The organism is Streptomyces tibetensis (assembly GCF_040647715.1).
Taxonomy (GTDB): Bacteria; Actinomycetota; Actinomycetes; order Streptomycetales; family Streptomycetaceae; genus Streptomyces; species Streptomyces tibetensis_A.
The window spans coordinates 419,317-446,001 of the sequence record NZ_JBEZCR010000002.1; the positions used below are offsets into that span (position 1 = coordinate 419,317).

Sequence of the window (26,685 nt, forward strand, 5' to 3'; positions counted from 1 at the left end):
TACATAAAGCGTATTTTTAGCGACACAGCGAAGGTTCGCCTGTTACGTCGGTAAAGCGCGTGTCGTTGGGAGCATGGCGGTCGTGATCGAGATGACCGCTCGCCGACGTTCGCCGTCACCGCTGCTCACCTGGATGCGCGACCGTTCGCCCGGACTGGGCGACGGCTTCATGGGGGGCGCGCTCGCCGCGGGCCTCGGGCTCGCGTCGTTCGGCGTGCTCGTGACGCTGCTGTGGATCAGCTCGCCGTACCCGGACAGCGGACCCGGTGGCGCCATGCACGTGGCGGCGGCGCTGTGGCTGCTGGCCCACGGTGCCGAGCTGGTCCGCACCGACACGCTGTCCGGCGCCCCGGCCCCCCTCGGCCTGCCGCCCCTGCTGCTGTTCGCACTGCCGGTGTGGCTGCTGCACCGGGCGGCGCGGGACGTCACGGACGGCGGGAGCGGCGGCGGGGACGAGGGCGACGACGTCGAGGACGACGCCGAGAGGGTCGTCCATGCGCCCCTGCTCTCCCCCCGCACCGCGTGGGCGGGAGTGGTCCTCGGTTACCTCGCCGTCGCCGCGCCCGCGGCCCTCTATGCCGCGGGCGGTGTGCTGCGGCCGTCATGGGCGGGGACGGGGGTGTGCGTTCCACTGGTCGCCGTCGTGGCGGCGGGGGCGGGCGTGTGGTCGGCGTACGGCCGTCCCCGCCGGCCGCTGCGGCTGCTGCTGGGCGCGCTGCCGTCGGGAGTGGGGCCGCTGGTGCTCGGTTCGGACAGGCGCCCGGGCACCACCGCCCGGGCCGCGGCGGCCGGGGTGGCGGCGCTCCTCGGGGGCGGTGCGCTGCTGGTGGCGGTGTCGCTGGTGGGGCACGGTGCGACGACCCAGGCGGGGCTGCTCCGGCTGACCGAGGGGTGGTCGGGGCGGTTCGCCGTGGTGCTGCTGTGCGTGGCCCTCTTCCCGAACGCGGCGGTGTGGGGCGCCGCCTACGCCCTGGGCCCCGGCTTCGCCCTCGGAGCGGGCCATGCGGTCGGCCCGCTGTCCTCGGCACCCGCCCCGTTCCTGCCGCCGTTCCCGTTGCTGGCGGCGGTGCCGGACGCCGGGAAGGGGACACCGTTGCACTGGGCGGCCGGGGTGGTGCCGTTGGTCGCCGGGGTGGTCGTGGGCTGGACGGTGGCGAAGGGGGCGGCGTCCGGGGAGCGCGGCGGGACGCGACCGGGTGGTACGCGGGCCCCGTCATGGTCGGCCGGCCGCACCGCCCGTGCCGCCGCACTGGCGTCGGTCCTGTGCGCGGCCGTGCTCGCGGGACTGGCCGCACTGTCGGGCGGCCCGCTCGGTACCGCCGTGCTGTCCCGCTTCGGCCCGGAGTGGTGGCAGGTCGCCGCCGCGACGCTGGCCTGGCTGGGCCTGCTGTCGATCCCCACGGCGGTGGGAGCCCGGGCCTGGCTGCGCCGGACGCCCCGGTCGAAGGAGCCGAAGACCGGCGAACCATGGAAGAACGCGACCGACGGTGCCCGGGGACAGTGGCAGGGCGGCATGGGCGACGGCCGCGGCTGGTTCACGCCCACCGGAGTGGCGGGGATCGCAGGGGTGGCCGGCGGGCCGGAGGCCGCCGAGGGCGCTCGGGGAGCCGATGCATCGGGTGATGGCGGAAGCCTCGAGGACGGCGGACGCACCCGGCGTGGCACTTCGACGGCCGACGGTACGTCGGTGCCGCACACCCCGAGCCCCACCCCGGACGCGCTCCACGCCCCCTGCACGTCCTACGAGTACGACGTCCTGCCGGAGCGCGACGGGGACTTCGAGCCCTACGACTTCCTGCCGCCCGACCCGGCCCCGGGCCGGTACGACACTCCGCGACCGCCCGGCCGGTCCTCCCCGCCGGAGAACCGCTGAAGCGTCAGCCGTCCGTCTCCAGGAAGCCCCGGAGCTCCTCCGGCAGCAGCTTGGAGCAGGACTGCTTCGCCTCGTTGGTGAGGGCGTCGCTGGTGCACGTGTAGTAGTCGCGGTAGACCAGCTGCGCCGTGAAGGACGCGGCCACCAGGGCGATCGCCAGGGATGCCGTGACCAGGCCGCTCACCGCCGCCGTCGTCTGCGGACGGCCGCCGCCCTGCTGCCCGGGGGCGGGGGAGTCCGGGTCGGCCTTGCGGGGCCCCGCGCGCAGGGAGCTGATGGCCCAGTAGAGGGCGAGCGCACCGAGCAGCAGAGCCACGTACGGCCAGCCGAACAGGGCGAAGAAGAAGGCCCACATGCCCGACAGCAGGGCGTAGCGCGCCCGGCGCTGCGCGGGATCCGTCGGGTCCCAGCGCATGTTCGAGCCGCCACCGCCCTGGGGGCCGCCGCCCTGACCCTCGGACCCGCCACGGGGGCGTTCACCGAAACCGCCGGGGGAGCGCCCGGGCTGCTGGTCGCTCCACTGGCTGCCCCAGGGCGAGCGGTCCCGTCCGCCATCGTCCTGGGAGCCCGGGGAGTCCTCTCCCGACGGGCGTCGCGGCTGCCAGGGCCGGTCCGGCGTGCCCTCGGGCGGCGGGGCGAAGGGGTTGTCCTCCGTGGGCCCGCGGTCCCGCCCCTGCCCGCCGTCGCCGCCCGACGGTGCGTCGGGAGGTGAGCTGGGGCGCTCCCGCAGCAGCACGGCGCCGCGCTCCCCTCCCTGCGGCGACAGCTGGGGGAACGTGAGGAGTCGCAGGCTGCGGTCCGGCATCAGGTGAGCGTCTTCCCGTTGGTGAGGAGGAATGAGTGGACAGGACGGAACGGCGTCGGACCCGGGTCCGTCACCTCCTGAACGCACCACGTCCGGACGTCGTTCCCGAACCGGCTCCGTCCAGACGCTACCTTCCGGCTCCGCCCCCGTCCCGTGGGGGCCGTCCGGAGTGCCGGTATCGTTGCTGACGGTCGGCCGGTTCGTAGGCTTCCCCGTATCCGGGGACGCAAAGCATTCGTATGAATGCACAAGGCGTCTGCATGCGCAAGGCGTCGCGCGCCGGCCACCTGGACAGACGCTTCCCCGAGAAAGGCCCCCACCGTGGCCGCCAAGCCCGTGGCCCCGCGCGCCAAGCGCCTCGTCGTGCTGGTCTCCGGATCAGGCACCAACCTGCAGGCGCTGCTCGACGAGATCGCCGCCGCCGGCGCACAGGCGTACGGGGCCGAGGTCGTGGCCGTCGGCGCGGACCGCGAGGGCATCGAGGGGCTGGCGCGTGCCGAGCGTGCGGGGCTGCCCACCTTCGTGTGCAAGGTCAAGGACCACGCAAGCCGCGAGGAGTGGGACGCCGCCCTCGCCGAGGCCGTCGCCGCGCACGAGCCCGACCTCGTCGTCTCCGCCGGGTTCATGAAGATCGTCGGCAAGGAGTTCCTCGCGCGGTTCGGCGGGCGGTTCGTCAACACCCACCCCGCCCTGCTGCCCAGTTTCCCGGGAGCCCACGGCGTACGGGACGCGCTCGCGTACGGCGCCAGGGTCACCGGCTGCACCGTCCACTTCGTCGACGACGGCGTCGACACCGGGCCGATCATCGCGCAGGGCGTGGTGGAGATCCGGGACGAGGACGACGAAGGCGCTCTGCACGAGCGCATCAAGGAAGTCGAGCGAAGGCTGCTCGTCGAGGTCGTGGGGCGCCTCGCCCGCAACGGCTATCGCATTGAGGGACGAAAGGTAGTTATCCAGTGACCGCCGAGAGCAACAAGCGGCCCCTTCGCCGGGCGCTCGTCAGCGTCTACGACAAGACCGGGCTCGAGGACCTCGCGCGCGGCCTCCACGAGGCCGGGGTCGAGCTCGTCTCCACCGGTTCCACCGCCGCGAAGATCGCCGCTGCCGGCGTCCCCGTCACCAAGGTCGAGGAGCTCACCGGCTTCCCCGAGTGCCTGGACGGCCGCGTCAAGACCCTGCACCCGAGGGTCCACGCCGGCATCCTCGCCGACCTGCGCCTGGAGGACCACCAGCGGCAGCTCGCCGAGCTGGGGGTCGAGCCGTTCGACCTCGTCGTGGTCAACCTCTACCCGTTCCGCGAGACCGTCGCCTCCGGCGCCTCGCCCGACGAGTGCGTGGAGCAGATCGACATCGGCGGCCCCTCGATGGTCCGCGCCGCCGCCAAGAACCACCCCTCGGTCGCGGTCGTCACCAGCCCGGCCCGCTACGCCGACGTGCTCGAGGCCGTCCAGAGCGGCGGCTTCGACCTCACCACCCGCAAGCGGCTCGCCGCCGAGGCCTTCCAGCACACGGCCGCCTACGACGTGGCCGTCGCCTCCTGGTTCGCCTCCTCCTACGCGCCGGTCGACGAGTCGCAGTTCCCCGACTTCCTCGGCGCCACCTGGGAGCGCGAGCACACCCTGCGCTACGGCGAGAACCCGCACCAGCCCGCGGCCCTCTACGTCTCCGGCACGGGCGGCCTCGCCCAGGCCGAGCAGCTGCACGGCAAGGAGATGTCGTACAACAACTACACGGACACGGACGCCGCCCGCCGTGCCGCGTACGACCACACCGAGCCGGCCGTCGCGATCATCAAGCACGCCAACCCCTGCGGCATCGCCGTCGGCGCGGACGTCGCCGAGGCGCACCGCAAGGCGCACGCGTGCGACCCGCTGTCGGCGTTCGGCGGCGTGATCGCGGTCAACCGCCCGGTCAGCAAGGAGATGGCGGAGCAGGTCGCGGAGATCTTCACCGAGGTCATCGTCGCGCCCGGCTACGAGGACGGGGCCCTGGAGGCCCTCACCAAGAAGAAGAACATCCGCGTGCTGCGCTGCGCCGACGGTCCCGCCGCCCCGGTCGAGGTCAAGCCGATCGACGGCGGCGCGCTGCTGCAGGTCACCGACCGCCTCCAGGCCGACGGCGACGACCCGGCCAACTGGACGCTGGCGACGGGCGAGGCGCTGAGCGCCGACGAGCTGGCCGAGCTGGCGTTCGCCTGGAAGGCCTGCCGCGCGGTGAAGTCCAACGCGATCCTGCTCGCCAAGGACGGCGCCTCGGTGGGCGTCGGTATGGGGCAGGTCAACCGGGTGGACTCCGCGAAGCTGGCCGTCGAGCGGGCCGGCGCCGAGCGTGCCGCGGGCGCGTACGCCGCGTCGGACGCGTTCTTCCCCTTCCCGGACGGCCTGGAGATCCTCACCGCTGCCGGCGTGAAGGCCGTGGTCCAGCCCGGCGGTTCCGTCCGTGACGAACTGGTCGTCGAGGCCGCGCAGAAGGCCGGAGTCACGATGTACTTCACGGGGACGCGGCACTTCTTCCACTGAGACCCGCCGTGACCGGTGACGGAGCGGGCCGGCGCAACCCCGCCGGCCCGCTCCGGCCATGTCAGGCGTCGTCCTCGTACCGCCCGGTTCCAGCAAGTGCCCCGGTTCCTCCGGCGTGCGCCAACGCGGCTGCGACGGCCATCGACTCGTTGGTGACGGCACGTCAACTGCGGTGATGGTGGCGTCACTTCCGGCCCTCGGGTGCGTACTCCTTCAGGAAGTGGGCCACGCGGCCGGCGTAGACGTGTACGTCCGGGGGCACGCCGCCCGTCGCGTTCACCGTCCGGTACGACGTGCGGTAGGCGGCGGCGATCAGGACCCGCCGGTCACCGGGCAGACCCTCGTGCAGGCGCGGGGCGATCCAGCACAGGTAGCGGCCCATCGCCGGGATGGACTCGGCGGGCGGGAAGGGGGGCTGCGGGACCGTCTCGCCGGGGGTGCCGTCCTCGTTCATCCACCAGCGCAGGACCCGCGGCGTCCAACGGGCGATGCCGTACTCGTTGTTGTCGGGGTCCGAGAGGTCCGGGTCGAAGTCGCTCTCCACCTTCAGCATGGCGGCGATCAGGACCGGGGTGACCTCCTTCTGGTCGCAGTCGTGCGCCGTCTCGACGATCAGCAGCCGGTAGGCGGACGGGACGCCCCGGTCGGTGCGGAGTTCGGAGGCGCCGTACGCGGCCGCAGAGACGTGCGCGGTCGCGCCGGAGCCGCTGCCACCGCTCCCCCCGGCACCGGCCCAGACGCTGATGCCGTAGGCGAGGGCGGCCAGGGCCGTCAACACCCCGGCCAGGACGGCCGCGACGAACCTGCGGCGCGGGCGGCGGCCTGCGGGGCGCAGACGGGGCAGGCGGAAGGCGCGACCGTCCGGGCCGGCGGTCGACGTCACCCGGCGCAGCAGTGCCGCGCCGCCGATGCGCTGCTGGTGCGTCCGGGTCAGGCAGGCGCGCACGATCTCCCGCCAGGCGTCGGGCAGTTCGGGCGACAGCCGCAGTTCGTCGACACCGCGGGCGTATGCGACGGCCGCGTCCCGGCGGGCGGCCGGGGTGGCCCCGGGCAGCGGGAAGGATCCGGTGAGCACGAGGTGGGCGAGGACACCGAAGGCCCAGACGTCGGCGGACGGGCGGATACGACGGCCCCGTTCGCCGATCTCGGTCCACAACAGTTCCGGCGGGGTGTAGTCGGGGGTGGAGAAGGCCGGCGTGTAGGCGTGGGTGCCCTCCAGCTCGGCGGCCATGTTGAAGTCGGCGAGGCGGACCGAACCGTCAGCCATCAGCAGCACGTTGGCCGGCTTCAGGTCGCCGTGCACCCACCCCGCGTCGTGCAGCTGGGCGAGGCCCTCGGCGATCTGCGCCAGCAGTACGGGGCCGGCGACGGGCCGGGGCGTGGCGGCGAGCAGGGCCGACAGGGAGCCCTCGGCCTTCTCCAGGACGAGGACGGTGGCGCCGTCCAGGTCGGGGTGAGCCGGATCGTCGACCGTCAGCGTCTGGTACATCCGCACCAGCCGCGGATGCCGCAGCCGCCGGTACAGTTCGACCTCCCGCTCGATGAGCTCGCGCAGGTGGGTCAGCCGGCGGGGCGTGGCCGTCCCGGTGGGCAGGAACTTCAGCGCGGCCGTGGGCGGGAGCCGCGTGCCGGCGCCGGGGCCGCTGCCGTCACCGACGCGCCGGGCCGCGTACACGCTGCCGAAGGCGCCCGTCGCGATGGGCTCGCGCACCTCCCAGACGCCGACCCGGTAGCCCCTCGGCACGGGTACGGCGTACGCCTCGGTCACCGGATCGCCCCGGCCCGGCCGGGTCGGCCGAGGGTCTCGGGGGTACCGCGCGTGGATCCGCCGCGGGCGGGTCGTCCACCGGGCGTGAGGTGAAGGGGGGTGCGGTTTCGCTCGCCCTCCGTGGTCGGCGGAGGTACCACGATGATGCTGTACAAGGTGCTCTCCCCGTGCCTGAACAGCTACCACCGTCAGACTAGGGCGACGCACCAGGGCCGTGCCCCCCTCGTACGGGTGAGACACGGCCCTTGGAAGTGTTTGGCGTGAACCGGCCCTGCCGGCCGGCCCCGCTCAGTAGCGGGGGCGGTTGAACCAGGCCTTGCCGTTGGCGTTGCCGACGAACACCGCGACCAGGATGGCCAGGACGGTGTGCACCAGGCCGACGAGGAGGAACGGGTAGATGCCGAGGACCGCCGTGATGATGGCGAACACCAGGATGGTGACCCGGGCGCCGTTGCCGCCGTTCTTGAACTTCGTCGCCAGGACGGCCGCGAACACCAGCCAGGCCAGGCCGAACACCACGTAGCCCCAGATCACACCGGTCGAGTTGCCGACCAGGTCCTGGAAGGCGGTGTCGTCCTTGAGGGACTCGTCGTCCTTCGCGGCGTTGAGTGCCGCGGCGGCGAAGGCGAAGACGGCGATGCCGACGACCTGCAGACCGACGATGACCCACATCATCACGCGGGCCGCGCTCACCGAACCGGGCATCGTGGTCGGCGCGGCGGGGCCGCCGTAGGGGGAGACCGGAGGGGCCTGCGGGTAGCCGTAACCGGGAGCCTGCCCCTGGTCCTGCGGGTAACCGTAGCCCGGCTGCTGCGGCTGCTGCCCCTGGGGAGCGCCGTAGGGGTTGTTCGGGTCGCCGTAGCTCATGGGGGACTTTCCTCCGTTGGTCCGAGTGCGGGGACGACGCGTGACATCCGCACGGAGGAAAATCTTCAGTATTGCGACCGTCCCCCCGTTGAGCTGCCCGCGGCACTTGTCGGGTCATCGTTCTGCACCGATGACCGGCTTGTCCAGCCGCATTCCCGATGTGTTGTGCAAGTGCAACATCACCGATCATGGGCGGATAGGGGAGGGCGGACCCCGCGGTGCCCGTATTGCGGTCGGATTGGAACCGTGGCGGGGTCATCCGCGAGGATGGGGACATGACCGCCCAGATTCTCGATGGCAAGGCCACCGCAGCCGCGATCAAGTCCGATCTGACCGCCCGCGTGGCGGCGCTGAAGGAGAAGGGCATCACGCCCGGCCTCGGCACGATCCTGGTCGGGGACGACCCCGGCAGCCAGAAGTACGTCGCCGGCAAGCACCGCGACTGCGCGCAGGTGGGCATCGCCTCCATCCAGCGCGAACTGCCCGCCACGGCGACCCAGGAGGAGATCGAGGCGGCCGTCCGCGAGCTGAACGAGGACCCGGCCTGCACCGGGTACATCGTGCAACTGCCGCTGCCCAGGGGCATCGACGAGAACCGCATCCTCGAACTGATGGACCCGGACAAGGACGCGGACGGGCTGCACCCGATGAACCTGGGGCGTCTCGTCCTCAACGAGCCCGCCCCGCTGCCCTGCACCCCCAACGGCGTGCTGACGCTGCTGCGCCGCTACGGCGTGGAGATCAAGGGCGCCGAGGTCGTGGTCGTCGGACGCGGTGTGACCATCGGCCGGCCGATGCCGCTGCTGCTCACCCGCCGCAGCGAGAACGCCACCGTGACGCAGTGCCACACCGGCACGCGGGACCTGTCGGCGCACCTCAAGCGCGCGGACATCATCGTCGCCGCGGCCGGCTCCGCCCACCTGATCCGTGCCGAGGACGTGAAGCCCGGCGCGGCCGTCCTCGACGTCGGCGTCTCCCGCAGCGCCGAGGGCAAGATCGTGGGCGACGTCCACCCCGACGTCGCCGAGGTCGCCGGCTGGATCTCCCCGAACCCCGGCGGAGTCGGCCCGATGACCCGCGCCCAGCTGCTCGTCAACGTGGTCGAGGCGGCGGAGCGCAGTGCCGGCTGAGCACCGGGCCCCGAGCGGGCACAAGCTCCAGGGCGGGCACGAGCCGACAAGCGGGCACGAGGCCCCGGGCGGGCGCACGGCACCGGACCGCCAGGAGACCCCCGGCGGGCGCACGGCCCCCGACCGCCAGGAGACCCCTGACGGGCGCACCGCCCCGGACCGTCAAGAAGCTCCTGGCGGGCACGAGTCGGTCTCGGTGGAGGATCTCACCGTCCGGGACCCCGTCAGCGCGCCCGACGCCGAAGGGCGGCCGCGGCGGGTCACCCGGCGCTTCCCGCTGTTCACCAGGGACACCGCACGGCCCGAGGGTGGTGGCCGGGCGGCGCCCGGGGACGCTCCCGCGCCGGCGCGGCAGTGGCCCGTGCTCGCCGTGCTGGGGCTGGCCGGTGTCGGACTGCTGGTGACCGCGTTCGGCCAGTTCCGGCTCGGGACACTGCTGATCGGCGTCGCCCTGCTGGGCGGTGGCGCGCTGCGCTGGCTGCTGCCGGACGTCGGCATGCTCGCCGTCCGCTCCCGCTTCACGGACATCGTCACCTACGGCCTGCTCGGCCTGGTGATCGTCATGCTGGCGCTGATGGCACAGCCGAAGCCGTGGCTGCAGATCCCGTTCCTGAAGGACACCCTGCACTTCACGGTCACCAACGAATGACGAGGACGGCGGTCCGTCCTCTCCCCCGAGGAAGGACGGACCGCCGCCACGCCCCACCTTCCTGCACCGCGAACGGCCTGTTCAACGGCTGTCAGTGCGCTGTGGCACGGAAGTGACAGTTCCGGTACGTCTGGCTTCCAATACCACACAAAGTGGTGCGACAGCTGGGTTGGCATGGACAATCGGGACGGTCCAGGGTGTATCGCGCGCGGTCACCATGCTCCTGTGCGCCCCTCGTCAGGGAACTGAGATCCTGACTGGGCGCATCCCTGTGGGTATCCAGAACGGGGACTCGGCCGAGGCCACCACGCGCGGGGCGGGCAGCGCGAGAAATATCAGCACGTTTCGGGGGGAAGAGGGGGAGCAATGCCTCGTTGGAAGGCCTTGCCGGATGAGCTCGATCCACAGATCAGGGAGTTCACCAGCCAGCTGCGCAGGCTCGTGGACCGCGGTGGACTGAGCATCGCGTCGGTCGCGGACCGCACGGGCTACAGCAAGACGTCGTGGGAGCGATACCTGAACGGCCGGCTGCTCGCCCCGAAGGGCGCGATCGTGGCCCTGGCGGAGGTCACCGGCACCAACCCGGTGCACCTCACCACGATGTGGGAGCTCGCCGAGCGCGCCTGGAGCCGCTCGGAGATGCGGCACGACATGACGATGGAGGCCATCCGGATCTCCCAGGCGCGCGCGGCGCTCGGGGAGTTCGGCGGGCAGGACTTCAGCGACCCTTCGGCCGGTGGCAAGGCGGCCTCGGCCGGTGGCAAGGCGGCCTCGGCGGGTGACGGCAGAGAGGCCTCCGCGGGCAGCGGCAGGCCGGCCCGCAGGAGCGGCGGCACCACGGTCACGCCGGGCATCGCGGGACCGGCCGGTGTGGCGCCGACCGTGCCGCCCCAGCCGACCGCGCCGGAGGTCCAGGACTCCACCGGCTCGGATCTGCGGGAGAGCAGCCGGAGTGCGCAGCCCGAGGTCAACTCGTGGGGACTGGCCGGGTACCAGGGCCCGTCGCCGACGGGCGGGCGCTCCGCCGGTTCCGGTGCGGGCCGGGGGGGCCGGCCCGGCGCGGGTCCCGGAACCTCCGCCGGGTCGCCCGGCGGCCCCGGCCGGACATCCGCTGCCGGGGCGGGCTCGTACGGGGAACCGCAGGACGCCGTCCCGTCCCGGGCCGGCGGGGCCGGTGGCGCAGGGGGGAATCGCCGCACGGCTTCCGCCTCCGCCGCCGCGCGCAAGAAGCGGACGGTGACCTTCGTCGCGGGTGTGGTGGGCGTGCTCGTGGTGATCGCCGGCGCGTTCTACCTCACCGGCGGCGGTGGCGGCGACGAGGCCGAGGGCGGCGCCCCGTCGCCCTCGCCGACCGTCAGCAGGAACCAGAAGCTGCCGCCCGGCGTGAAGTGCGGCGGCGCCGACTGTACGGGCAAGGACGCGGAGGCCATGGGGTGCAGCGGTGACCTGGTGACCACCGCGCAGACGGCGACCGTCGGCACGACCACGGTCGAGGTCCGCTACAGCAAGACCTGCGAGGCGGCCTGGGGACGTATCACGCAGGCCGCCCAGGGCGACGAGGTCCAGATCAGCTCGGGCAAGGCGAAGCAGACCGGCAGCATCACCGCGACCGGCGACAGCATCGCCTACACCCCGATGGTGGCCGTGAAGAGCGCCGCCGACGCCAAGGCCTGCGCGACGCTGGCGGCCGGACAGAAGGGCTGCACCGACTGAGGGGGCGACGGGGCCGTGCCGGCCGACCGGGGCCGGGCGGAGAAATTCCGACAGGGGGGAATGGCCGCCGGAATCCGGGGCACGTGAACCGTACCCCCACGGGAGTCCGGCATGGTCGGTATCCCCCCAGGCGGCCGCCTTCGTCCTCCTCTCCCGGACGGGCGGCCGCCTCTTGCATGGGGCGGGCACGTGCGTACGGGCCGGGACCATGTTGTGGGCTGGGCCACACCGACCCGGACGTCCGGGATCCCGGATGCGCGATAGCCTGACGGCTGGATGGATCTCTTGGCGTCAAGAGATCGATCAAACGTCCGGGGCAGGGACCCCGCCCCACCGCCAGCTGTCATACGGAGAACGCCATGACCCGCACTCCCGTGAACGTCACCGTCACCGGCGCGGCCGGCCAGATCGGTTACGCCCTGCTCTTCCGCATCGCCTCCGGTCAGCTGCTCGGCGCGGACGTGCCGGTGAAGCTGCGCCTGCTGGAGATCACGCCGGCGCTGAAGGCGGCCGAGGGCACGGCCATGGAGCTGGACGACTGCGCGTTCCCGCTCCTGCAGGGCATCGACATCACCGACGACCCGAACGTCGCCTTCGACGGCGCCAACGTCGGTCTGCTCGTCGGCGCCCGCCCGCGCACCAAGGGCATGGAGCGCGGCGACCTGCTCGAGGCCAACGGCGGCATCTTCAAGCCGCAGGGCAAGGCCATCAACGACCACGCCGCGGACGACATCAAGGTCCTGGTCGTCGGCAACCCGGCCAACACCAACGCCCTCATCGCCCAGGCCGCCGCGCCGGACGTACCGGCCGAGCGGTTCACCGCGATGACCCGCCTGGACCACAACCGCGCGCTGACCCAGCTCGCGAAGAAGACGGGCTCCACGGTCGCCGACATCAAGCGCCTGACCATCTGGGGCAACCACTCCGCCACCCAGTACCCCGACATCTTCCACGCCACGGTCGCCGGCAAGAACGCCGCCGAGGTCGTGAACGACGAGAAGTGGCTGGCCGAGGACTTCATCCCGACCGTCGCCAAGCGCGGTGCGGCGATCATCGAGGCCCGTGGCGCTTCCTCCGCCGCGTCGGCCGCCAACGCCGCCATCGACCACGTCCACACCTGGGTCAACGGCACCGCCGAGGGCGACTGGACCTCCATGGGCATCCCGTCGGACGGCTCCTACGGCGTCCCGGAGGGCCTGATCTCCTCCTTCCCCGTCACCACCAAGGGCGGCACCTACGAGATCGTCCAGGGCCTGGACATCAACGAGTTCTCCCGCGCCCGCATCGACGCCTCCGTCAAGGAGCTCGAGGAGGAGCGCGAGGCGGTCCGCGGCCTCGGCCTCATCTGACCGGAGCCTCTCCGCGTTTCCGCGCAGGCCCCGCACCGGCTCTCCGGTGCGGGGCCTGCGGGCTTTCGGGGGCTTTCGGCCCTGGCGATCTGTCACCGGCCAGCCGGATTTCCGTCCCTTTTGTTCCTGTTTGTCCACATCTCCCGTGACACAGCGCACTTTCGGCCATCGGTGCGCATGCATTGGTGGGAGTAGGGCAGGCGAACTCGGTCTCTTAGTGACACGAATGTGACACAGGGGCGCTGATCAGGAACGGAAGGCGAAGAGCGATCATGGCGGAAAGTACCGAACTTCAGGCGCGTGAAACCATCCATGCGGGAGGAGAGTGGCGGGCGGCCACCTCCGGGGCCACCCGCGAGATCCTCGACCCCGCGGACGCCCTGCCCTTCGCCGTGGTCGCGGAGGGCGACGAGAAGGACACCGACCTGGCGATCGCCGCCGCCCGGCGCGCCTTCGACGAGGGTCCCTGGCCGCACACCCCCGTCACCGAGCGGGCCGCGCTGCTGCGCCGGGTCGCCGACCTCCTGGTCCGGGACCGCGAGAAGCTCGGCCGGCTGGAGGCCCAGGACGCGGGCAAGACCGTCGAGGAGGGCCGCGTCGACATCGACTGTGTCGCCGACGCCTTCCGCTACTTCGCCGACCTGGTCGCGGGCGAGGCCCCCGGCCGTGTCGTGGACGCCGGCTCGACCGACATCCACAGCGTCGTCGTGCACGAGCCGATAGGCGTCTGCGCGATGATCACGCCCTGGAACTACCCGCTGCTCCAAGCCAGCTGGAAGGTCGCCCCCGCCCTCGCCGCCGGCAACACCTTCGTCATCAAGCCGAGCGAGATCACGCCCATGACGACGATCGCGCTCATCGAGCTGCTCGTCGAGGCCGGTCTCCCCGAGGGCGTCGCCAACATCGTCACCGGCCCCGGCCACTCGGTCGGCGCGCGCCTGTCCGAGCACCCCGACGTCGACCTGGTCTCCTTCACCGGCGGCCTGATCAGCGGCACCAAGGTCGCCCAGGCCGCCGCCCCGACCGTCAAGAAGGTCGCCCTCGAACTCGGCGGCAAGAACCCCAACGTCGTCTTCGCCGACGCCTGCGCCACCGAGGAGGGCTTCGACACCGCCGTCGACCAGGCCCTCAACGCCGCCTTCATCCACAGCGGCCAGGTCTGCTCGGCCGGTGCCCGCCTCATCATCGAGGAGTCCGTCCGGGACCGCTTCGTCACCGAACTCGCCCGGCGCGCCGAGAAGATCCGTCTCGGCCGCGGCACCGAGGACGGCGTCGAATGCGGCCCGCTCGTCTCGGAGCAGCAGCGCGCCAAGGTCGAGATGTACGTCGAGTCCGCCCTCAAGGAGGGCGCGGTGCTGCGCTCCGGCGGCAAGCGCCCCGAGCCGTCCCCGCAGCGTCCGGAGAACGGCTACTTCTACGAGCCGACCGTCCTCGACCACTGCCACCGCGAGATGCGCGTCGTGCGGGAGGAGGTCTTCGGGCCGGTCGTCACCGTCGAGACCTTCCGGACCGAGGACGAGGCCGTCGCCCTCGCCAACGACACCGAGTACGGACTGGCGGGCGGCGTCTGGACGGCCGACGCGGGCCGCGCCCGCCGCGTGGCCGGGCGGCTGCGCCACGGCACCATCTGGATCAACGACTTCCACCCCTACCTGCCGCAGGCGGAGTGGGGTGGCTTCGGCAAGAGCGGAGTGGGCCGCGAACTGGGCCCCGCCGGACTCGCCGAGTACCGGGAGACCAAGCACGTCTACCAGAACCTCGCTCCCAAGCCGGTGCGCTGGTTCGCGGGCTGACCCCTCTTCCCCGCCGGGCCGCCGACCCCTCATCCCGGGCTGACCCCCACACCCCGGGCTGAACGTCCCCGTCCCCCGAGCCCGTTCACTTCATCCCCACTGGAGCAAGTACGCCATGTCCCACACCAGTCATGAGTACGACTATGTCGTGATAGGCGGCGGAACTGCTGGTTCCGTGATCGCCTCCCGCCTGACCGAGAATCCGGACGTCACCGTCGCCGTCATCGAAGGCGGCCCCAGCGACGTCGGACGCGATGACGTGCTGACCCTGCGCCGCTGGATGGGCCTGCTCGGCGGCGAGCTCGACTACGACTACCCGACCACCGAACAGCCACGCGGAAACTCGCATATCCGGCACAGCCGGGCCCGCGTCCTGGGCGGCTGCTCCTCGCACAACACCCTGATCGCCTTCAAGCCGCTGCCCGCCGACTGGGACGAGTGGGAGGCCGCCGGCGCCAAGGGCTGGGGCGCGGTGCAGATGGAGGCGTACTTCGCCCGGCTGCTCAACAACATCGTCGCGGTCGACGAGAAGGACCGCAACGCCATCGCCCGTGACTTCGTCGACGCGGCCCAGGAGGCGCTCGGCGTGCCGCGTGTGGAGGGCTTCAACAAGAAGCCGTTCACCGAGGGCGTCGGCTTCTTCGACCTGGCCTACCACCCCGAGAACAACAAGCGGTCCTCCGCGTCGGTGGCCTACCTCCACCCGGTGATGGACGAGCGGCCCAACCTGACGATCCTGCTGGAGACCTGGGCGTACAAGCTGGAGCTCGACGGCAACCGCGCCGAGGGCGTGCACGTGCGGACCAAGGACGGCGAGGAGATCCTCGTCAAGGCCCGCAACGAGGTGCTGCTGTGCGCCGGTGCCGTGGACTCGCCCCGGCTGCTGATGCACTCCGGCATCGGCCCCAAGGCCGACCTGGAGAAGCTCGGCATCCCCGTCACGCACGACCTGCCGGGCGTCGGCGAGAACCTGCTCGACCACCCCGAGTCGGTCATCGTCTGGGAGACCAACGGCCCCATCCCGGAGAACTCCGCGATGGACTCCGACGCCGGCCTGTTCGTGCGCCGCGACCCCGAACTGGCGCACCCCGACCTGATGTTCCACTTCTACCAGATCCCCTTCACGGACAACCCGGAGCGACTGGGCTACCGGCGGCCGGAGTTCGGCGTCTCCATGACCCCGAACATCCCCAAGCCGAAGAGCCGCGGCCGGCTGTACCTGACCAGTGCCGACCCCGAGGTCAAGCCCGCGCTCGACTTCCGCTACTTCACCGACGAGGACGACTACGACGGCAGGACCCTCGTCGACGGGATCAAGATCGCCCGCGAGATCGCCAAGACCGAGCCCCTGGCCGGCTGGCTCAAGCGCGAGGTCGCCCCCGGCCCGGACGTCACCGGTGACGAGGAGCTCGGCGAGTACGCCCGCAAGGTCGCGCACACCGTCTACCACCCCGCCGGCACCTGCAAGATGGGCGCCGCCGACGACGGGTCGGCCGTCGTCGACCCGGAGCTGCGCATCCGCGGCCTGGAGGGCATCCGCATCGCCGACGCCTCCGTGTTCCCCACGATGACCACCGTCAACCCGATGATCGGAGTCCTCATGGTCGGTGAGAAGGCCGCCGAGCTGATCGGTGGTGGTTCCAAGTGACCGCCACCCTCGAACCCCCCACGGAGCAGACCATGGACACCGCCCCCGTCTTCTCCGTGGAGAACCTGTGGAAGGTGTTCGGCCCCAAGGCCGAGCGCGTTCCCGGCGACCCCGAGCTCACCGCACTCGACCCCGCCGAACTGCGCTCCCGCACCGGCTGCACGGCCGCCGTCCGGGACGTCAGCTTCGACGTGCGCAAGGGCGAGGTCTTCGTCGTCATGGGCCTGTCCGGCTCCGGCAAGTCCACGCTGGTGCGCTGTCTGACCCGGCTGATCGAGCCGACCGCGGGCACCATCGCCATCGACGGCGAGGACGTCCGCGCCATGGACCGCTCCCGGCTGCGGGAACTGCGCCGCCACCGTGCCGCGATGGTCTTCCAGCACTTCGGCCTGCTGCCCCACCGCTCCGTCCTCGACAACGTCGCCTACGGCCTGGAGATCCAGGGCATGGGCAAGGCCGAGCGGCGCGAGCGGGCCGCCGAGGTCGTCGCCAAGGTCGGCCTGGAGGGCATGGAGCACCGCCGCCCCGGCCAGCTCTCCGGCGGCCAGCAGCAGCGCGTCGGCCTGGCCCGCGCGCTCGCCGCCGACCCCGAAGTGCTGCTCTTCGACGAGCCGTTCAGCGCGCTCGACCCGCTGATCCGGCGCGACATGCAGGAGGAGGTCGTCCGGCTGCACCACGAGGAGGGCCGCACGATGGTCTTCATCACGCACGACCTCCAGGAGGCCCTCAAGCTGGGCGACCGCATCGCCCTCATGCGCGACGGCCGGATCGTCCAGCTCGGTACGCCCGAGGAGATCGTGGGCGCGCCCGCCGACGACTACGTCCGCGAGTTCGTCCGGGACGTCCCGCGCGAGCAGGTCCTCACCGTCCGCACCGCCATGCGCCGCCCCTCGGCGGACCAGGACGGCAGCGGACCGGCCGTGCGCCCCGACGCGACGGTGTCCGAGGCGATCGAGGCGGTCGCCCGCGCCGGCGCTCCGGCCCGGGTCGTGGACAAGGGCCGCTGCGTGGGCGTGGTCGACTCCGACACGCTCCTCGGTGTCGTCGCCGGGACGGAGCAGCCCGCTCCGCCCGGGACGCAGCAGCCCAAGGAGGCGGTGTGATGGCGACCATCACCGCGTCCCCGCCGCGCGTCGGCCTGCCCGCCTTCCTCAAGCACCGGGCCGTCCACAAGCTGCTGCTGCTCGCCGTCGCCGCCGCGATCCTCGTGCCCATGGCCAACGCCCGCTGGGCGAGCGGCAGCTGGCCGAGCGCCCTGACCGTCGACTTCTCCCAGCCGCTCGCCAAGGCCAGCGACTGGATCATCGACAACCGCGACAGCCACCCGCTGTTCCTCTACTTCTTCGGCCACGTCAGCAACGTCGTCGTCATCGCCGTACGGGCCGTCTACCTCACCCTCCTGGCCGTCGGCTGGGCCGGCGTCACCGCCCTGGGCGCGCTGGTCGCCTGGCGCGTGGCGGGCGTGAAGCTGGCGCTGGGCACGGCCGCCGCGTTCCTCGCCTGCGGGCTGCTCGGCATGTGGGTGCCGACCATGCAGACCCTCGCCCTGATGGTCGTCGCGGTCCTCGCGTCGGTCGCCGTCGGCGCCGTGCTCGGGCTCGCCGCAGGGCTGTCCGACCGGATGGACCGCGTGCTGCGCCCGGTCCTGGACACCATGCAGGTGCTGCCCGCCTTCGCCTACCTGCTGCCGGTCGTGCTGGTCTTCGGCATCGGCGTCCCGGCGGCCGTCCTGGCCACCGTCATCTACGCCGCCCCGCCCATGGCCCGGCTGACCTCGCTCGGTCTGCGCGGCGCCGACAATGGGGTGCTGGAGGCCGTCGAGTCGCTCGGCTCCACCGCGCGCCAGCGCCTGCTGACCGCCCGTATCCCGCTGGCCCGCAAGGAACTTCTCCTCGGTCTCAACCAGACGATCATGATGGCGCTGTCCATGGCCGTCATCGCGGCCGTCATCGGCGCGGGCGGTCTCGGTGACCGCGTCTACCAGGCCCTGGCCTCGGTCGACGTCGGCGCCGCGCTCGCCGCCGGCATCCCGATCGTGCTGCTGGCCGTCGTCCTGGACCGCGTCACGGGCGCTGCGGGGGAGAAGCTCGGCGCCGAACCCGAGCCCCACAGCGGCCGCGGCTGGCTCATCGCCCTCGCCGGGGTCGTCGTCGTGGCGGTCGCCGGGCGCCTCGTGGGACGCCTCGACTGGCCCGACGCCTGGGTCGTCAACATCGCCGAGCCCGTCAACCGCGCCGTCGACTGGATGACCGCGCACCTGTACTCGGGCGTGCCGGTCGTCGGCGGCACCGCCGACTGGGCGGGCCACTTCACCACCTGGGTCCTCGACCCGATGCGCGACGGCCTGCAGGCGCTGCCCTGGTGGGCGGTCCTGCTGATCGTCGCCGCCCTGGCCTGGGTCATCGGCACCTGGCGGACCGCGCTCACCGCCGTCCTCGCCATGGCCGCGATCGGTGTCCTCGGCGTCTGGAAGCCGTCCTTGGACACCCTCTCCCAGGTCCTGGCGGCCGTCGCCGTCACCCTGGTCGTCGGCTTCGCCGTCGGTATCACCGCCGCCCGCAGCGACCGCATGGAGCGGGCGCTGCGCCCGGTCCTCGACGTGTTCCAGACGATGCCGCAGTTCGTGTACCTGATCCCGGTCGTCGCCCTGTTCGGCGTCGGCCGCGCCCCGGCCGTCGCCGCCGCGATCGTCTACGCTCTGCCGGCCGTCGTCCGCATCACCACCCAGGGCCTGCGCCAGGTCGACCCGGCCGCGCTGGAGGCGGCCGGCTCGCTGGGCGCGACCAGCTGGCAGCAGCTGCGCCAGGTCCAGCTCCCGCTGGCCCGCCCGGCGCTGCTGCTCGCCGTCAACCAGGGCCTCGTCCTGGTCCTCGCCGTCGTCGTCATCGGCGGCCTGGTCGGCGGTGGCGCCCTCGGCTACGACGTCGTCTTCGGCCTCGCCCAGGGCGACCTGGCGACCGGTCTCGTGGCCGGTGCCGCGATCGTCTGCCTCGGCCTGATGCTCGACCGGGTGACCCAGCCCACCGAACGCCGTGCGAAGAAGGGAGCGTGAGATGCGAGTCCACAAGGTCCGCAAGACTGCCGTGATCGCCGCGGCGAGCTCCCTGGCACTGCTCACCGGCTGCGGCGCGGCCGACATGACCAAGCAGGCCTCGCCCTTCGCCAACGCGCAGGGCTCCAAGACCGTGACCCTGTCCGTGCAGTCCTGGGTGGGCGCCCAGTCCAACGTGGCCGTCGCCCAGTACCTCCTGGAGCACGAGCTGGGCTACCGCGTCGACACCGTCCAGGTCGACGAGGTCCCCGCCTGGGACGCCCTCAGCCAGGGCCGCGTCGACGCGCTCCTGGAGGACTGGGGCCACCCCGAGCAGGAACAGCGCTACGTCAAGGACAAGAAGACCATCGCGCCCGGCGGCGAACTCGGCGTCACCGGCCACATCGGCTGGTTCGTCCCGACGTACCTGGCCAAGCAGCACCCCGACATCACGAACTGGAAGAACCTCAACAAGTACGCCGACCTCTTCCGCACCCCGGAGAGCGGCAACAAGGGCCAGCTGATGGACGGTTCGCCGTCCTACGTCACCAACGACAAGGCGCTGGTGAAGAACCTGAAGCTGGACTACCAGGTGGTGTTCGCCGGCTCCGAGGCGGCGCAGATCACGCAGATGAAGCAGTTCGCCAAGGAGAAGAAGCCCTTCCTCACCTACTGGTACTCCCCGCAGTGGCTCTTCAAGAAGGTCCCGATGACCGAGGTGAAGCTGCCGCCGTACAAGAAGGGCTGCGACGCCGACCCGGAGAAGGTGGCGTGCTCCTATCCGCACACCCCGCTGCAGAAGTACCTCAACGCGGACTTCGCGAAGAGCGGCGGCAAGGCGGCGGCCTTCCTGAAGAAGTTCAAGTGGACGACCGAGGACCAGAACGAGGTCTCCCTGATGATCGCCGACAAGAAGATGACGCCGGAGGACGCGGCGAAGAAGTGGGTGGACAGCCACAAGTCCACGTGGAAGAAGTGGCTGCCCTGACGCTCACCCCGCCAGCCGGTCGGCGATCTCCCGTAGGGCCAGGGCGGCCCGCCGCTGGAGGCCCGGCCCGAAGGTGATCCGGGTGGCCCCTCGCGCGCCGAGTTCGGCGGGTGAGGGGCCACCGTCGGCCGGAGCCCATGCGTTGACCGGCCCCTGGATGCCGGCCCGCAGCAGCGGCAGCACCTCCGGCGGGGCACCGATCGGGTACACACAGTCGGCCCCGGCGGCGACATACAGTGCCGCCCGCTCGATCGCCGCACCGGGATCGTCCACCCCGCGGATGAAGGTGTCGACGCGGGCGTTGACGAACAGCCGGTCACCGGCCGCCTCCCGCACCTCGGCCAGCCAGTCGGCGTGCGCGCGGGGGTCCTTGAGCACCCCGTCCGCGGAGTCCTCCAGATTGCACCCGACCGCCCCCACCTCCAGCAGCCGCTCCACGAGGTCCTTCGGGGCCAGCCCGTAACCGCCCTCCACATCCGCCGACACCGGCACGTCGACGGACCGGACGATCCGGGCGACCGCCGCGAACATCTCGTCGGCCGGGACCCGGCCGTCCTCGTACCCGAGGGAGGCGGCGACCCCCGCACTGGGCGTGGCGAGCGCGGGGAACCCCGCCTCGGCGAACACCCGCGCACTGGCCGCGTCCCACGGCCCGGGCAGCACGAGCGGATCGCCGGGGGCCCGGTGGTGGTGCAGGGCGCGGAACACCCCGGCCCTGTCCGTCGTGCGCCCTGCCCCGGCCGTCACTTGTGCTGCCCCGGCTCGTAGTGCCCCGGCGCCATACGGCACGTCACGCCGAACCGGTTCCACGCGTTGATCACCGTGATCGCGGCGATGACCTGCGCCAGCTCGGCCTCCTCGAAGTGCCTCGCGGCGTTGTCGTAGACCTCGTCCGGCACGAAACCGTGCGTCAGGACCGTCACCGCCTCCGTCAGCTCCAGCGCCGCGAGCTCCTTCGCGGTGTAGAAGTGCCGTGACTCCTCCCACGCCGCGAGCTGGATGATCCGCTCGACGCTCTCCCCGGCGGCCAGGGCGTCCTTGCTGTGCATGTCGAGGCAGAACGCGCAGCCGTTGATCTGCGAGGCGCGGATCTTCACCAGCTCCAGCAACTTGGGGTCCAGACCCCGCCGGGCCGCGACGTCGAGCCGGACCATCGCCTTGTAGACCTCGGGCACGTGCGTGGCCCACTCCAGGCGGGCGGGCCGTTCGGCGGCGTACTCCGTGCTTTCGGGGGCCGTCGTCTCGTCGGTGTGCGTCGTCATGCCCTCGACCCTAGGGGAGAAGCAGCCCAGGAGTATGGTCCATTTCCATGGCGGAATCCTGGGCCACTCTGGGGCTCGACCTGCATGTGGAGCCGACCGGGCCGGGCCTGCGCCGGGGGCTGACCGACGCCCTGCGCGAGGCCGTGCGCTCCGGGCGGCTGGCCCCCGGCACCCGGCTGCCGTCCTCCCGCGCCCTCGCGGCCGACCTGGGAATCGCCCGCAACACCGTCGCCGACGCCTACGCCGACCTGGTCGCCGAGGGCTGGCTCACCGCCCGGCAGGGCTCGGGCACCCGGGTCGCCGAGCGGAGGGTCGTCCCACCCACCGGCACCGCACCCCATCCGCGTACTCCGGCCCGCCCGGCCTACGATCTGCGCCCCGGCAGCCCGGATCTCACCTCCTTCCCGCGCGCGCAGTGGCTCAAGGCGGCCCGCCGCGCACTGACCGCCGCCCCTCACCACGCCCTCGACTACGGCGACCCGCGGGGCCGTCCCGAGCTGCGGGCCGCGCTCGCCGGGTACCTCTCGCGAGCCAGGGGCGTGCGCGCCGACCCCGAACGGATCGTGGTGTGCGCCGGGTTCGCGCACGGGCTGAAGCTGCTCGGCACGGTCCTGCGGGCGCGCGGAGCACGGACCGTCGCGGTCGAGTCGTACGGCCTCGACGTGCACACCAGGATCCTGACCGGCTCCGGCCTGGACACCGTCGCGCTGCCGTTCGACCGGCTCGGCACTGACCCGGCCGGGCTGCCCGGAGCCGACGCGGTCCTCCTCACCCCCGCCCACCAGTTCCCCGTGGGCGTGCCTCTGCACCACGACCGCCGTACTGCCGTCGTGGACTGGGCGCGGCGCACCGGCGGGCTCGTGCTGGAGGACGACTACGACGGCGAGTTCCGCTACGACCGGCAGCCCGTCGGCGCGCTCCAGGGCCTGGACCCCGACCGGGTGGTCCACCTGGGCACGGCGAGCAAGTCCCTCGCGCCCGGGCTGCGGCTGGCCTGGATGGTGCTGCCGCCGGGCCTCGCGGAGGAGGTCGCGGTGGCCAAGGGCGGCGTCGACACGTGCGGGGTGCTGGACCAGCTGACCCTGGCCGAGTTCGTCACCTCCGGTGCCTACGACCGGCACGTCCGCGCGGCCCGCCTGCGCTACCGGCGCCGCCGGGACGCCCTGGTGGCCGCCGTCACGGCCCGGGCCCCGACAGCCCGCGTCAGCGGCATCGCGGCCGGTCTGCACGTCCTGCTGCGGCTGCCGCCGGGCACCGAACAGACGGTGGTCCAAGCGGCGCGCTGGCGGGGTCTCGCACTCCACGGACTCGCCCGCTACGCCCATCCCGGCGCGCGGGCCGAGCCCGTCGACGCCCTGGTCGTCGGATACGGCAGACCGCCGGATCACGCCTGGTCGGGGGCGCTGGACGCGCTGTGCGCGGTACTGCCCGGATAGTCGCACGCGTTCCCCGCCGCTCACCGGCTCGCCGCCCTCGGGCACCGACCCCACCGGCCACCGGCCCGACGGCCCCACCGGCCACCGTGCCCGAGGGCCACCGGCCCCACCGGCCGCCGCCGGTAGCGCGGCGGCACGATGCGAAGCTCGCCGCGCACTCGGCGGAACTCGCCGAGCGGCGCGGTGCCCGGGCGCTTCACTCCCGGCCGGGCTCAGCGTGGGCCTGCGGACCGGTCAGCGCCGGGCCTCCCCGGCCGCACCGGCCTTCTGACCCGGCGGGGGCTGCCGGTGCGTCCGGTCGGCGGTGTGCCGGTGCAGGGCCCGCATCGGGGCCGCCGTCTTCAGCAGCATCTCCTCGTACTCGGCCTCGGGATCGGAGCCGAGCACGATCGTGCCGCCCGCCCCCAGATGCACCTGCCCCGCGACGAAGACGGCGGTGCGGACCACGATGCCGAGGTCCGCTCCGCCCCCGCACCCGAAGTAGCCGAGGGCTCCGGAATAGACGCCGCGGGCCTCGGTCTCCAGCGAGTCGATGATCTCCAGCGTGCGCGGCTTCGGCGCGCCGGTCATCGAGCCGCCCGGGAAACAGGCCCGCACGCAGTCCACCGCGTCCGTACCGGGCCGCAGCCTGCCCTGCACGGTCGACACCAGCTGGTGCACGGTGGCGTACGTCTCCGTGGCCATCAGCCGGGAGACCCGTACGGTCCCGGTCCGGCAGACCTGCCCCAGGTCGTTGCGCAGCAGGTCGACGATCATCAGGTGCTCGGCCCGGGTCCTGGCGTCCGACGCGAGCGCGTCCCGCAGCCGGGCGTCCTCCTCCGGTCCCTCGCCCCGGGGCACGGTGCCCATGACGGGCCGGGCTTCGGCGGTACCGTCCCGGCCGATCCGCAGGAACCGCTCGGGCGAGGAACCGGCCACCTCCAGCTCCCCGAACCTCAGGAACGCCGCGTACGGGGCCGGGTTGTCGCGGCGCAGCGTCCGGTAGAACTCCAGCGCGTCGGGCGGCGCGGGCAGCCGGGCGGCGTTCGTCAGGCAGACCCCGTAGCTGGTGCCCGCCCGCAACGCCTGCTTGCATGCTTCGATGTCCGCGAGGTACGTCGCCCGGTCGCGCACCAGCCACGGCTCGGCGGTGCCGGGGCCGGCCGGGGCCGGCGGCCCGGGCAGCGGCGGCCGCTGCGTCGCCACGCAGGAGAGGCCGGCCAGCACGCCGTCCAGCCAGTCGGCGGCCTCGCCCGCGGCCTGCGGGGTGTCCTCCGCCAGGCACACGGCGTACGTGAAGCCCTCCTCGTGGTCCACCGCGATGACCCGGTCGGCGAACAGCCAGGCGGCGTCCGGGGTGGGGGAGCGGTGCCGGTTGGCCGACCCGCAGTCGGCCTTCACCTCGTAGCCGAAGTAGCCGACGTAGCCTCCGGCGAAGTCGAACGGCAGCCCGGTCGCGTCCACCCGACGCGTGGTCAGCTGCCGCTTGAGGTAGTCGAAGACACTCGCCTTGACCCGCCGCACCGGCCGGCCCGCCCGCTCGATCTCGCACCGCCCGGCGGCGACGTCGTACCGCACGAACTCGGCGAGCGGCCCCTGGTCGTCCCCGAGGAACGAGAACCGCGACCGCCCCGGCTCGACCAGTGAACTGTCCAGCCAGAAGGACCGCGGCGACTCCGCGAACATCCGCCCGAAGACCGCCTCCGCATCGACGGCACCGCTGATCCGCCGGGTGTGCAGCCGATACCCGGCCCGCCCGGGACGCCGGGCCCGGGGAAAGCCGACGGAGGGCGCGTGCCCGGCGGCAGACACACCGGCACCGACAACCGCGCCTTGCCCAGCGACTGGGACGCCCGCGTGCGCCGGAGCGGTCCCGGCCGACGGTTTCGCCGCGCTGAGGGGGACGACAGACGTCTGGGAGACCGCGGCGACCTGGAAGACGGCCGCCGTCGCGGGCTTGCGCGGGCGCCCGGTGTCCGAGGCGCCCGTCCCCGCCCGCCACACCCCCATGTCGCACTCCGGGACGCCGGGCCGCCGCCGGACTGCCACGTGCGACGGCACGGCCGTGTTCTTCGGGCGCAGCTTGCCCGCCCGCTCGGCGGTGAGGTTCCGGAAGTTCACGAGCATGCGGTGCCCGTACTCGGTGAGGACCGACTCCGGATGGAACTGCACTCCCCACAGCGGCCGTGTGCGGTGCCGGAGCCCCATCAGGACGCCGTCCTCCGACCAGGCCGTGGCCTCCAGCGTCTCCGGCAGCGGCTCGCGCACGGCCAGGGAGTGGTAGCGGACGGCGGTGAAGTGCTGCGGCAGCCCGTGGAACAGGTCTCGTCCGTCGTGCCGGACCGTGGACAGATGCCCGTGCCGCGGCTGTGGAGCGGGCCCCACCCGGCCGGCCTCCCCGAGCGCGATGCCCTGATGCCCCAGACACACCCCGAGCACCGGAACCGAAGAGGTCGCGAGCAGCCTGCCCGCGATACCGGCGTCACGCGCCTCGCCCGGGTGCCCGGGCCCGGGGGAGACCACGAGGTTGTCGAACGCCCGGAGGTCGGGGAGCCCCTCGACGGGCGCGTCGTTGCGGACCACCACCGGCTCCTCGCCGTTGACCTCGGCGATCAGCTGGAAAAGGTTGTACGTGTACGCGTCGTCATTGTCGATGAGCAGGGTCTTCACCAGCCCACCTCCCTCTGTTCGTTCAGGTGACACAGATAGGGGAGAGCCGTCGGATCGAACAGGGCACTGGCAGGAAAATCGCGCACTAATTCACGAACCGCGGTTTCCTTTTGCACGCGGGTGCCGAGGGAGCCGACGACGCGGGTGCTTCTGTATTTCGACAAGTACCCCACCCCCCAGAAATCCCGGCTGCCGGCACCGTTCACGCCATCCCATACGGAAAGCGCTCACTCCGTGTTCACGATGCAACAAACAATTCTCCGGCCGTTCGCAGAACCACCCCGGAAGGTGCGGCCTTTCGGCCGCCGGAAAGCAGTCCCTACCGCGGCGCGACGGCGCTCTCCTCCGCCTCCACCGGCGCCTCCCCGAACCGCGACAGCGCCAGCGCCCCCGCCACCGCCACCGCGAAACCGAGGATCGCCAGCCACCCCAGCCCCGGCCGCGTACGGTCCCCGAGCCACACCACACCGATCAGCGCGGGTGCGACGGTCTCCCCGAGCACCAGCCCGGCCGTCGCCGTGGTCACCAACCCGCGCTGCAGGGCCGTGGTGAGCAACAGGAAGGCCGCCCCGCCGCCGAGCAGCAGCGCGTACGTCGCCGGGTTCGGGAACAGCTCACCGGCCGAGAAGCCGTCGATCAGCCGCACCGACACCTCCACCACCCCGAACCCCAGCCCCGCCCCCAGCCCGAGCGTCAGCGCCCGCCCCCGCTCCGGCAGCCGCCCGCCGAACGCCCCGAGCAGCAGCACCCCGGCCGCCGCCCCGAGCATCGCCCACGGCAGCCAGCCCGGCCCGGACTCGTCACCCTCCGCCCCCGACGCCAGCCCCAGCAGCGCGAGCCCGGCACACACCACCGCCACCGCCGCCCACTCGACACGACTCAGCCGCACCTCGAGCAGCCGCGCAGCGACCACCGCCGTCACCGCGAGACTCGCGGCCAGCGCCGCCCCCACGGCGTAGATCGGCACCGACCGCAGCGCCAGGATCTGCAGCACGAAGCCGAGCCCGTCCAGCCCGAGGCCGGCCAGGTACCGCCACTGCCGCAGCGCCCGCCACAGCAGCGCCACCTCCCCGCCCGGCCCGCTCGCCGCCGCCGACCGCGCGGCGATCGCCTGCAACACCGTCGCCGTACCGAAGCAGACCGCCGCACCAAGGGCGCACACCATTCCAAAAATCACATAACGACAGTAGGTGAGCGGTCCCGAA

At 72.7% G+C, this 26,685-nt stretch carries 20 protein-coding genes; 13 read left to right on the top strand and 7 right to left on the bottom strand.

What is annotated here, in order from left to right:
• The first annotated feature begins 73 nt into the window (after window positions 1–73).
• Window positions 74–1,873 carry a cell division protein PerM gene (locus AB0B29_RS06470; protein ID WP_362234736.1) on the top strand — a complete coding sequence of 600 codons (1,800 nt, stop codon included), beginning with the start codon at window positions 74–76 and terminating at the stop codon, window positions 1,871–1,873.
• Window positions 1,874–1,877: 4 nt separating this feature from the next.
• Here AB0B29_RS06470 and AB0B29_RS06475 read toward each other — a convergent pair whose 3' ends face one another.
• Window positions 1,878–2,678, bottom strand: coding sequence for a hypothetical protein (locus tag AB0B29_RS06475; protein ID WP_362234739.1), 801 nt, complete (start codon window positions 2,676–2,678; stop codon window positions 1,878–1,880).
• Between the two features lie 321 nt (window positions 2,679–2,999).
• Between AB0B29_RS06475 and purN the strand changes: the two genes are divergently transcribed.
• Window positions 3,000–3,638, top strand: coding sequence for a phosphoribosylglycinamide formyltransferase (purN, locus tag AB0B29_RS06480; RefSeq protein WP_362234742.1), 639 nt, complete (start codon window positions 3,000–3,002; stop codon window positions 3,636–3,638).
• A complete protein-coding gene (gene purH, locus AB0B29_RS06485) occupies window positions 3,635–5,197 on the top strand; it encodes a bifunctional phosphoribosylaminoimidazolecarboxamide formyltransferase/IMP cyclohydrolase (protein ID WP_362234744.1) in 1,563 nt (520 codons plus the stop codon). Before purN ends, purH begins: the two co-directional genes overlap by 4 nt.
• A gap of 184 nt (window positions 5,198–5,381) precedes the next feature.
• Here purH and AB0B29_RS06490 read toward each other — a convergent pair whose 3' ends face one another.
• Complete coding sequence (locus tag AB0B29_RS06490) at window positions 5,382–6,965, bottom strand: protein kinase domain-containing protein (RefSeq protein WP_362234747.1); 1,584 nt, start codon at window positions 6,963–6,965, stop codon at window positions 5,382–5,384.
• 288 nt (window positions 6,966–7,253) lie between these two features.
• Window positions 7,254–7,832: a hypothetical protein gene (locus tag AB0B29_RS06500; RefSeq protein ID WP_362234750.1), complete on the bottom strand. Its 579-nt coding sequence runs from the start codon at window positions 7,830–7,832 to the stop codon at window positions 7,254–7,256.
• Between the two features lie 275 nt (window positions 7,833–8,107).
• Here AB0B29_RS06500 and AB0B29_RS06505 point away from each other — a divergent pair, with 275 nt between their 5' ends.
• The 9 genes from AB0B29_RS06505 to AB0B29_RS06545 all read left to right on the top strand — a co-directional run bounded on the left by AB0B29_RS06505 (window position 8,108) and on the right by AB0B29_RS06545 (window position 20,133).
• A complete protein-coding gene (locus AB0B29_RS06505) occupies window positions 8,108–8,962 on the top strand; it encodes a bifunctional methylenetetrahydrofolate dehydrogenase/methenyltetrahydrofolate cyclohydrolase (RefSeq protein ID WP_362234753.1) in 855 nt (284 codons plus the stop codon).
• A 196-nt stretch (window positions 8,963–9,158) separates the two neighbouring features.
• On the top strand, window positions 9,159–9,611 hold the full coding sequence (locus AB0B29_RS06510; RefSeq protein WP_362235647.1) for a DUF3017 domain-containing protein: 453 nt from the start codon (window positions 9,159–9,161) through the stop codon (window positions 9,609–9,611).
• A gap of 366 nt (window positions 9,612–9,977) precedes the next feature.
• Window positions 9,978–11,324, top strand: a complete 1,347-nt coding sequence (locus tag AB0B29_RS06515; protein WP_362234756.1) for a helix-turn-helix domain-containing protein — start codon at window positions 9,978–9,980, stop codon at window positions 11,322–11,324.
• Between the two features lie 359 nt (window positions 11,325–11,683).
• On the top strand, window positions 11,684–12,673 hold the full coding sequence (locus tag AB0B29_RS06520; protein WP_362234758.1) for a malate dehydrogenase: 990 nt from the start codon (window positions 11,684–11,686) through the stop codon (window positions 12,671–12,673).
• Between the two features lie 272 nt (window positions 12,674–12,945).
• The gene (locus tag AB0B29_RS06525; RefSeq protein ID WP_362234760.1) at window positions 12,946–14,466 is read left to right on the top strand and encodes an aldehyde dehydrogenase family protein; all 1,521 of its coding nucleotides are present in this window, start codon (window positions 12,946–12,948) and stop codon (window positions 14,464–14,466) included.
• A gap of 115 nt (window positions 14,467–14,581) precedes the next feature.
• Window positions 14,582–16,114 (top strand): GMC family oxidoreductase, encoded by a 1,533-nt coding sequence (locus tag AB0B29_RS06530; protein ID WP_362234763.1) that lies wholly within the window; start codon window positions 14,582–14,584, stop codon window positions 16,112–16,114.
• Window positions 16,111–17,217: a quaternary amine ABC transporter ATP-binding protein gene (locus AB0B29_RS06535; RefSeq protein ID WP_436845793.1), complete on the top strand. Its 1,107-nt coding sequence runs from the start codon at window positions 16,111–16,113 to the stop codon at window positions 17,215–17,217. Before AB0B29_RS06530 ends, AB0B29_RS06535 begins: the two co-directional genes overlap by 4 nt.
• Window positions 17,217–19,166 (top strand): ABC transporter permease, encoded by a 1,950-nt coding sequence (locus tag AB0B29_RS06540; RefSeq protein WP_362234766.1) that lies wholly within the window; start codon window positions 17,217–17,219, stop codon window positions 19,164–19,166. Before AB0B29_RS06535 ends, AB0B29_RS06540 begins: the two co-directional genes overlap by 1 nt.
• Window position 19,167: 1 nt before the next feature.
• Window positions 19,168–20,133: an ABC transporter substrate-binding protein gene (locus AB0B29_RS06545; protein ID WP_362234769.1), complete on the top strand. Its 966-nt coding sequence runs from the start codon at window positions 19,168–19,170 to the stop codon at window positions 20,131–20,133.
• 3 nt (window positions 20,134–20,136) lie between these two features.
• Here AB0B29_RS06545 and AB0B29_RS06550 read toward each other — a convergent pair whose 3' ends face one another.
• Together AB0B29_RS06550 and AB0B29_RS06555 are read right to left on the bottom strand one after the other, a co-directional pair.
• Complete coding sequence (locus AB0B29_RS06550) at window positions 20,137–20,880, bottom strand: isocitrate lyase/PEP mutase family protein (protein WP_362234772.1); 744 nt, start codon at window positions 20,878–20,880, stop codon at window positions 20,137–20,139.
• Window positions 20,877–21,395, bottom strand: a complete 519-nt coding sequence (locus AB0B29_RS06555; protein WP_362234775.1) for a carboxymuconolactone decarboxylase family protein — start codon at window positions 21,393–21,395, stop codon at window positions 20,877–20,879. The genes AB0B29_RS06550 and AB0B29_RS06555 overlap by 4 nt, the downstream gene beginning before the upstream one ends.
• 47 nt (window positions 21,396–21,442) lie before the next feature.
• Between AB0B29_RS06555 and AB0B29_RS06560 the strand changes: the two genes are divergently transcribed.
• Window positions 21,443–22,831, top strand: coding sequence for a PLP-dependent aminotransferase family protein (locus tag AB0B29_RS06560; protein ID WP_362234778.1), 1,389 nt, complete (start codon window positions 21,443–21,445; stop codon window positions 22,829–22,831).
• 234 nt (window positions 22,832–23,065) lie between these two features.
• On the opposite strand, the gene AB0B29_RS06565 is transcribed toward AB0B29_RS06560, so the two are convergent.
• Together AB0B29_RS06565 and AB0B29_RS06570 are read right to left on the bottom strand one after the other, a co-directional pair.
• Window positions 23,066–25,480, bottom strand: a complete 2,415-nt coding sequence (locus AB0B29_RS06565; protein WP_362234781.1) for a chorismate-binding protein — start codon at window positions 25,478–25,480, stop codon at window positions 23,066–23,068.
• 319 nt (window positions 25,481–25,799) lie between these two features.
• Window positions 25,800–26,645, bottom strand: coding sequence for a hypothetical protein (locus AB0B29_RS06570; RefSeq protein WP_362234783.1), 846 nt, complete (start codon window positions 26,643–26,645; stop codon window positions 25,800–25,802).
• Window positions 26,646–26,685: the final 40 nt, after the last annotated feature.

Coding starts and splice junctions, on each gene's coding strand:
- AB0B29_RS06500 (WP_362234750.1), bottom strand. CDS start 7,832: ATGAGCTACGGCGACCCGAACAACCCCTACGGCGCTCCCCAGGGGCAG.
- AB0B29_RS06570 (WP_362234783.1), bottom strand. CDS start 26,645: ATGGTGTGCGCCCTTGGTGCGGCGGTCTGCTTCGGTACGGCGACGGTG.
- AB0B29_RS06560 (WP_362234778.1), top strand. CDS start 21,443: ATGGCGGAATCCTGGGCCACTCTGGGGCTCGACCTGCATGTGGAGCCG.
- AB0B29_RS06525 (WP_362234760.1), top strand. CDS start 12,946: ATGGCGGAAAGTACCGAACTTCAGGCGCGTGAAACCATCCATGCGGGA.
- AB0B29_RS06520 (WP_362234758.1), top strand. CDS start 11,684: ATGACCCGCACTCCCGTGAACGTCACCGTCACCGGCGCGGCCGGCCAG.
- AB0B29_RS06530 (WP_362234763.1), top strand. CDS start 14,582: ATGTCCCACACCAGTCATGAGTACGACTATGTCGTGATAGGCGGCGGA.
- AB0B29_RS06540 (WP_362234766.1), top strand. CDS start 17,217: ATGGCGACCATCACCGCGTCCCCGCCGCGCGTCGGCCTGCCCGCCTTC.
- AB0B29_RS06470 (WP_362234736.1), top strand. CDS start 74: ATGGCGGTCGTGATCGAGATGACCGCTCGCCGACGTTCGCCGTCACCG.
- AB0B29_RS06545 (WP_362234769.1), top strand. CDS start 19,168: ATGCGAGTCCACAAGGTCCGCAAGACTGCCGTGATCGCCGCGGCGAGC.
- AB0B29_RS06475 (WP_362234739.1), bottom strand. CDS start 2,678: ATGCCGGACCGCAGCCTGCGACTCCTCACGTTCCCCCAGCTGTCGCCG.
- AB0B29_RS06515 (WP_362234756.1), top strand. CDS start 9,978: ATGCCTCGTTGGAAGGCCTTGCCGGATGAGCTCGATCCACAGATCAGG.
- AB0B29_RS06505 (WP_362234753.1), top strand. CDS start 8,108: ATGACCGCCCAGATTCTCGATGGCAAGGCCACCGCAGCCGCGATCAAG.
- AB0B29_RS06555 (WP_362234775.1), bottom strand. CDS start 21,395: ATGACGACGCACACCGACGAGACGACGGCCCCCGAAAGCACGGAGTAC.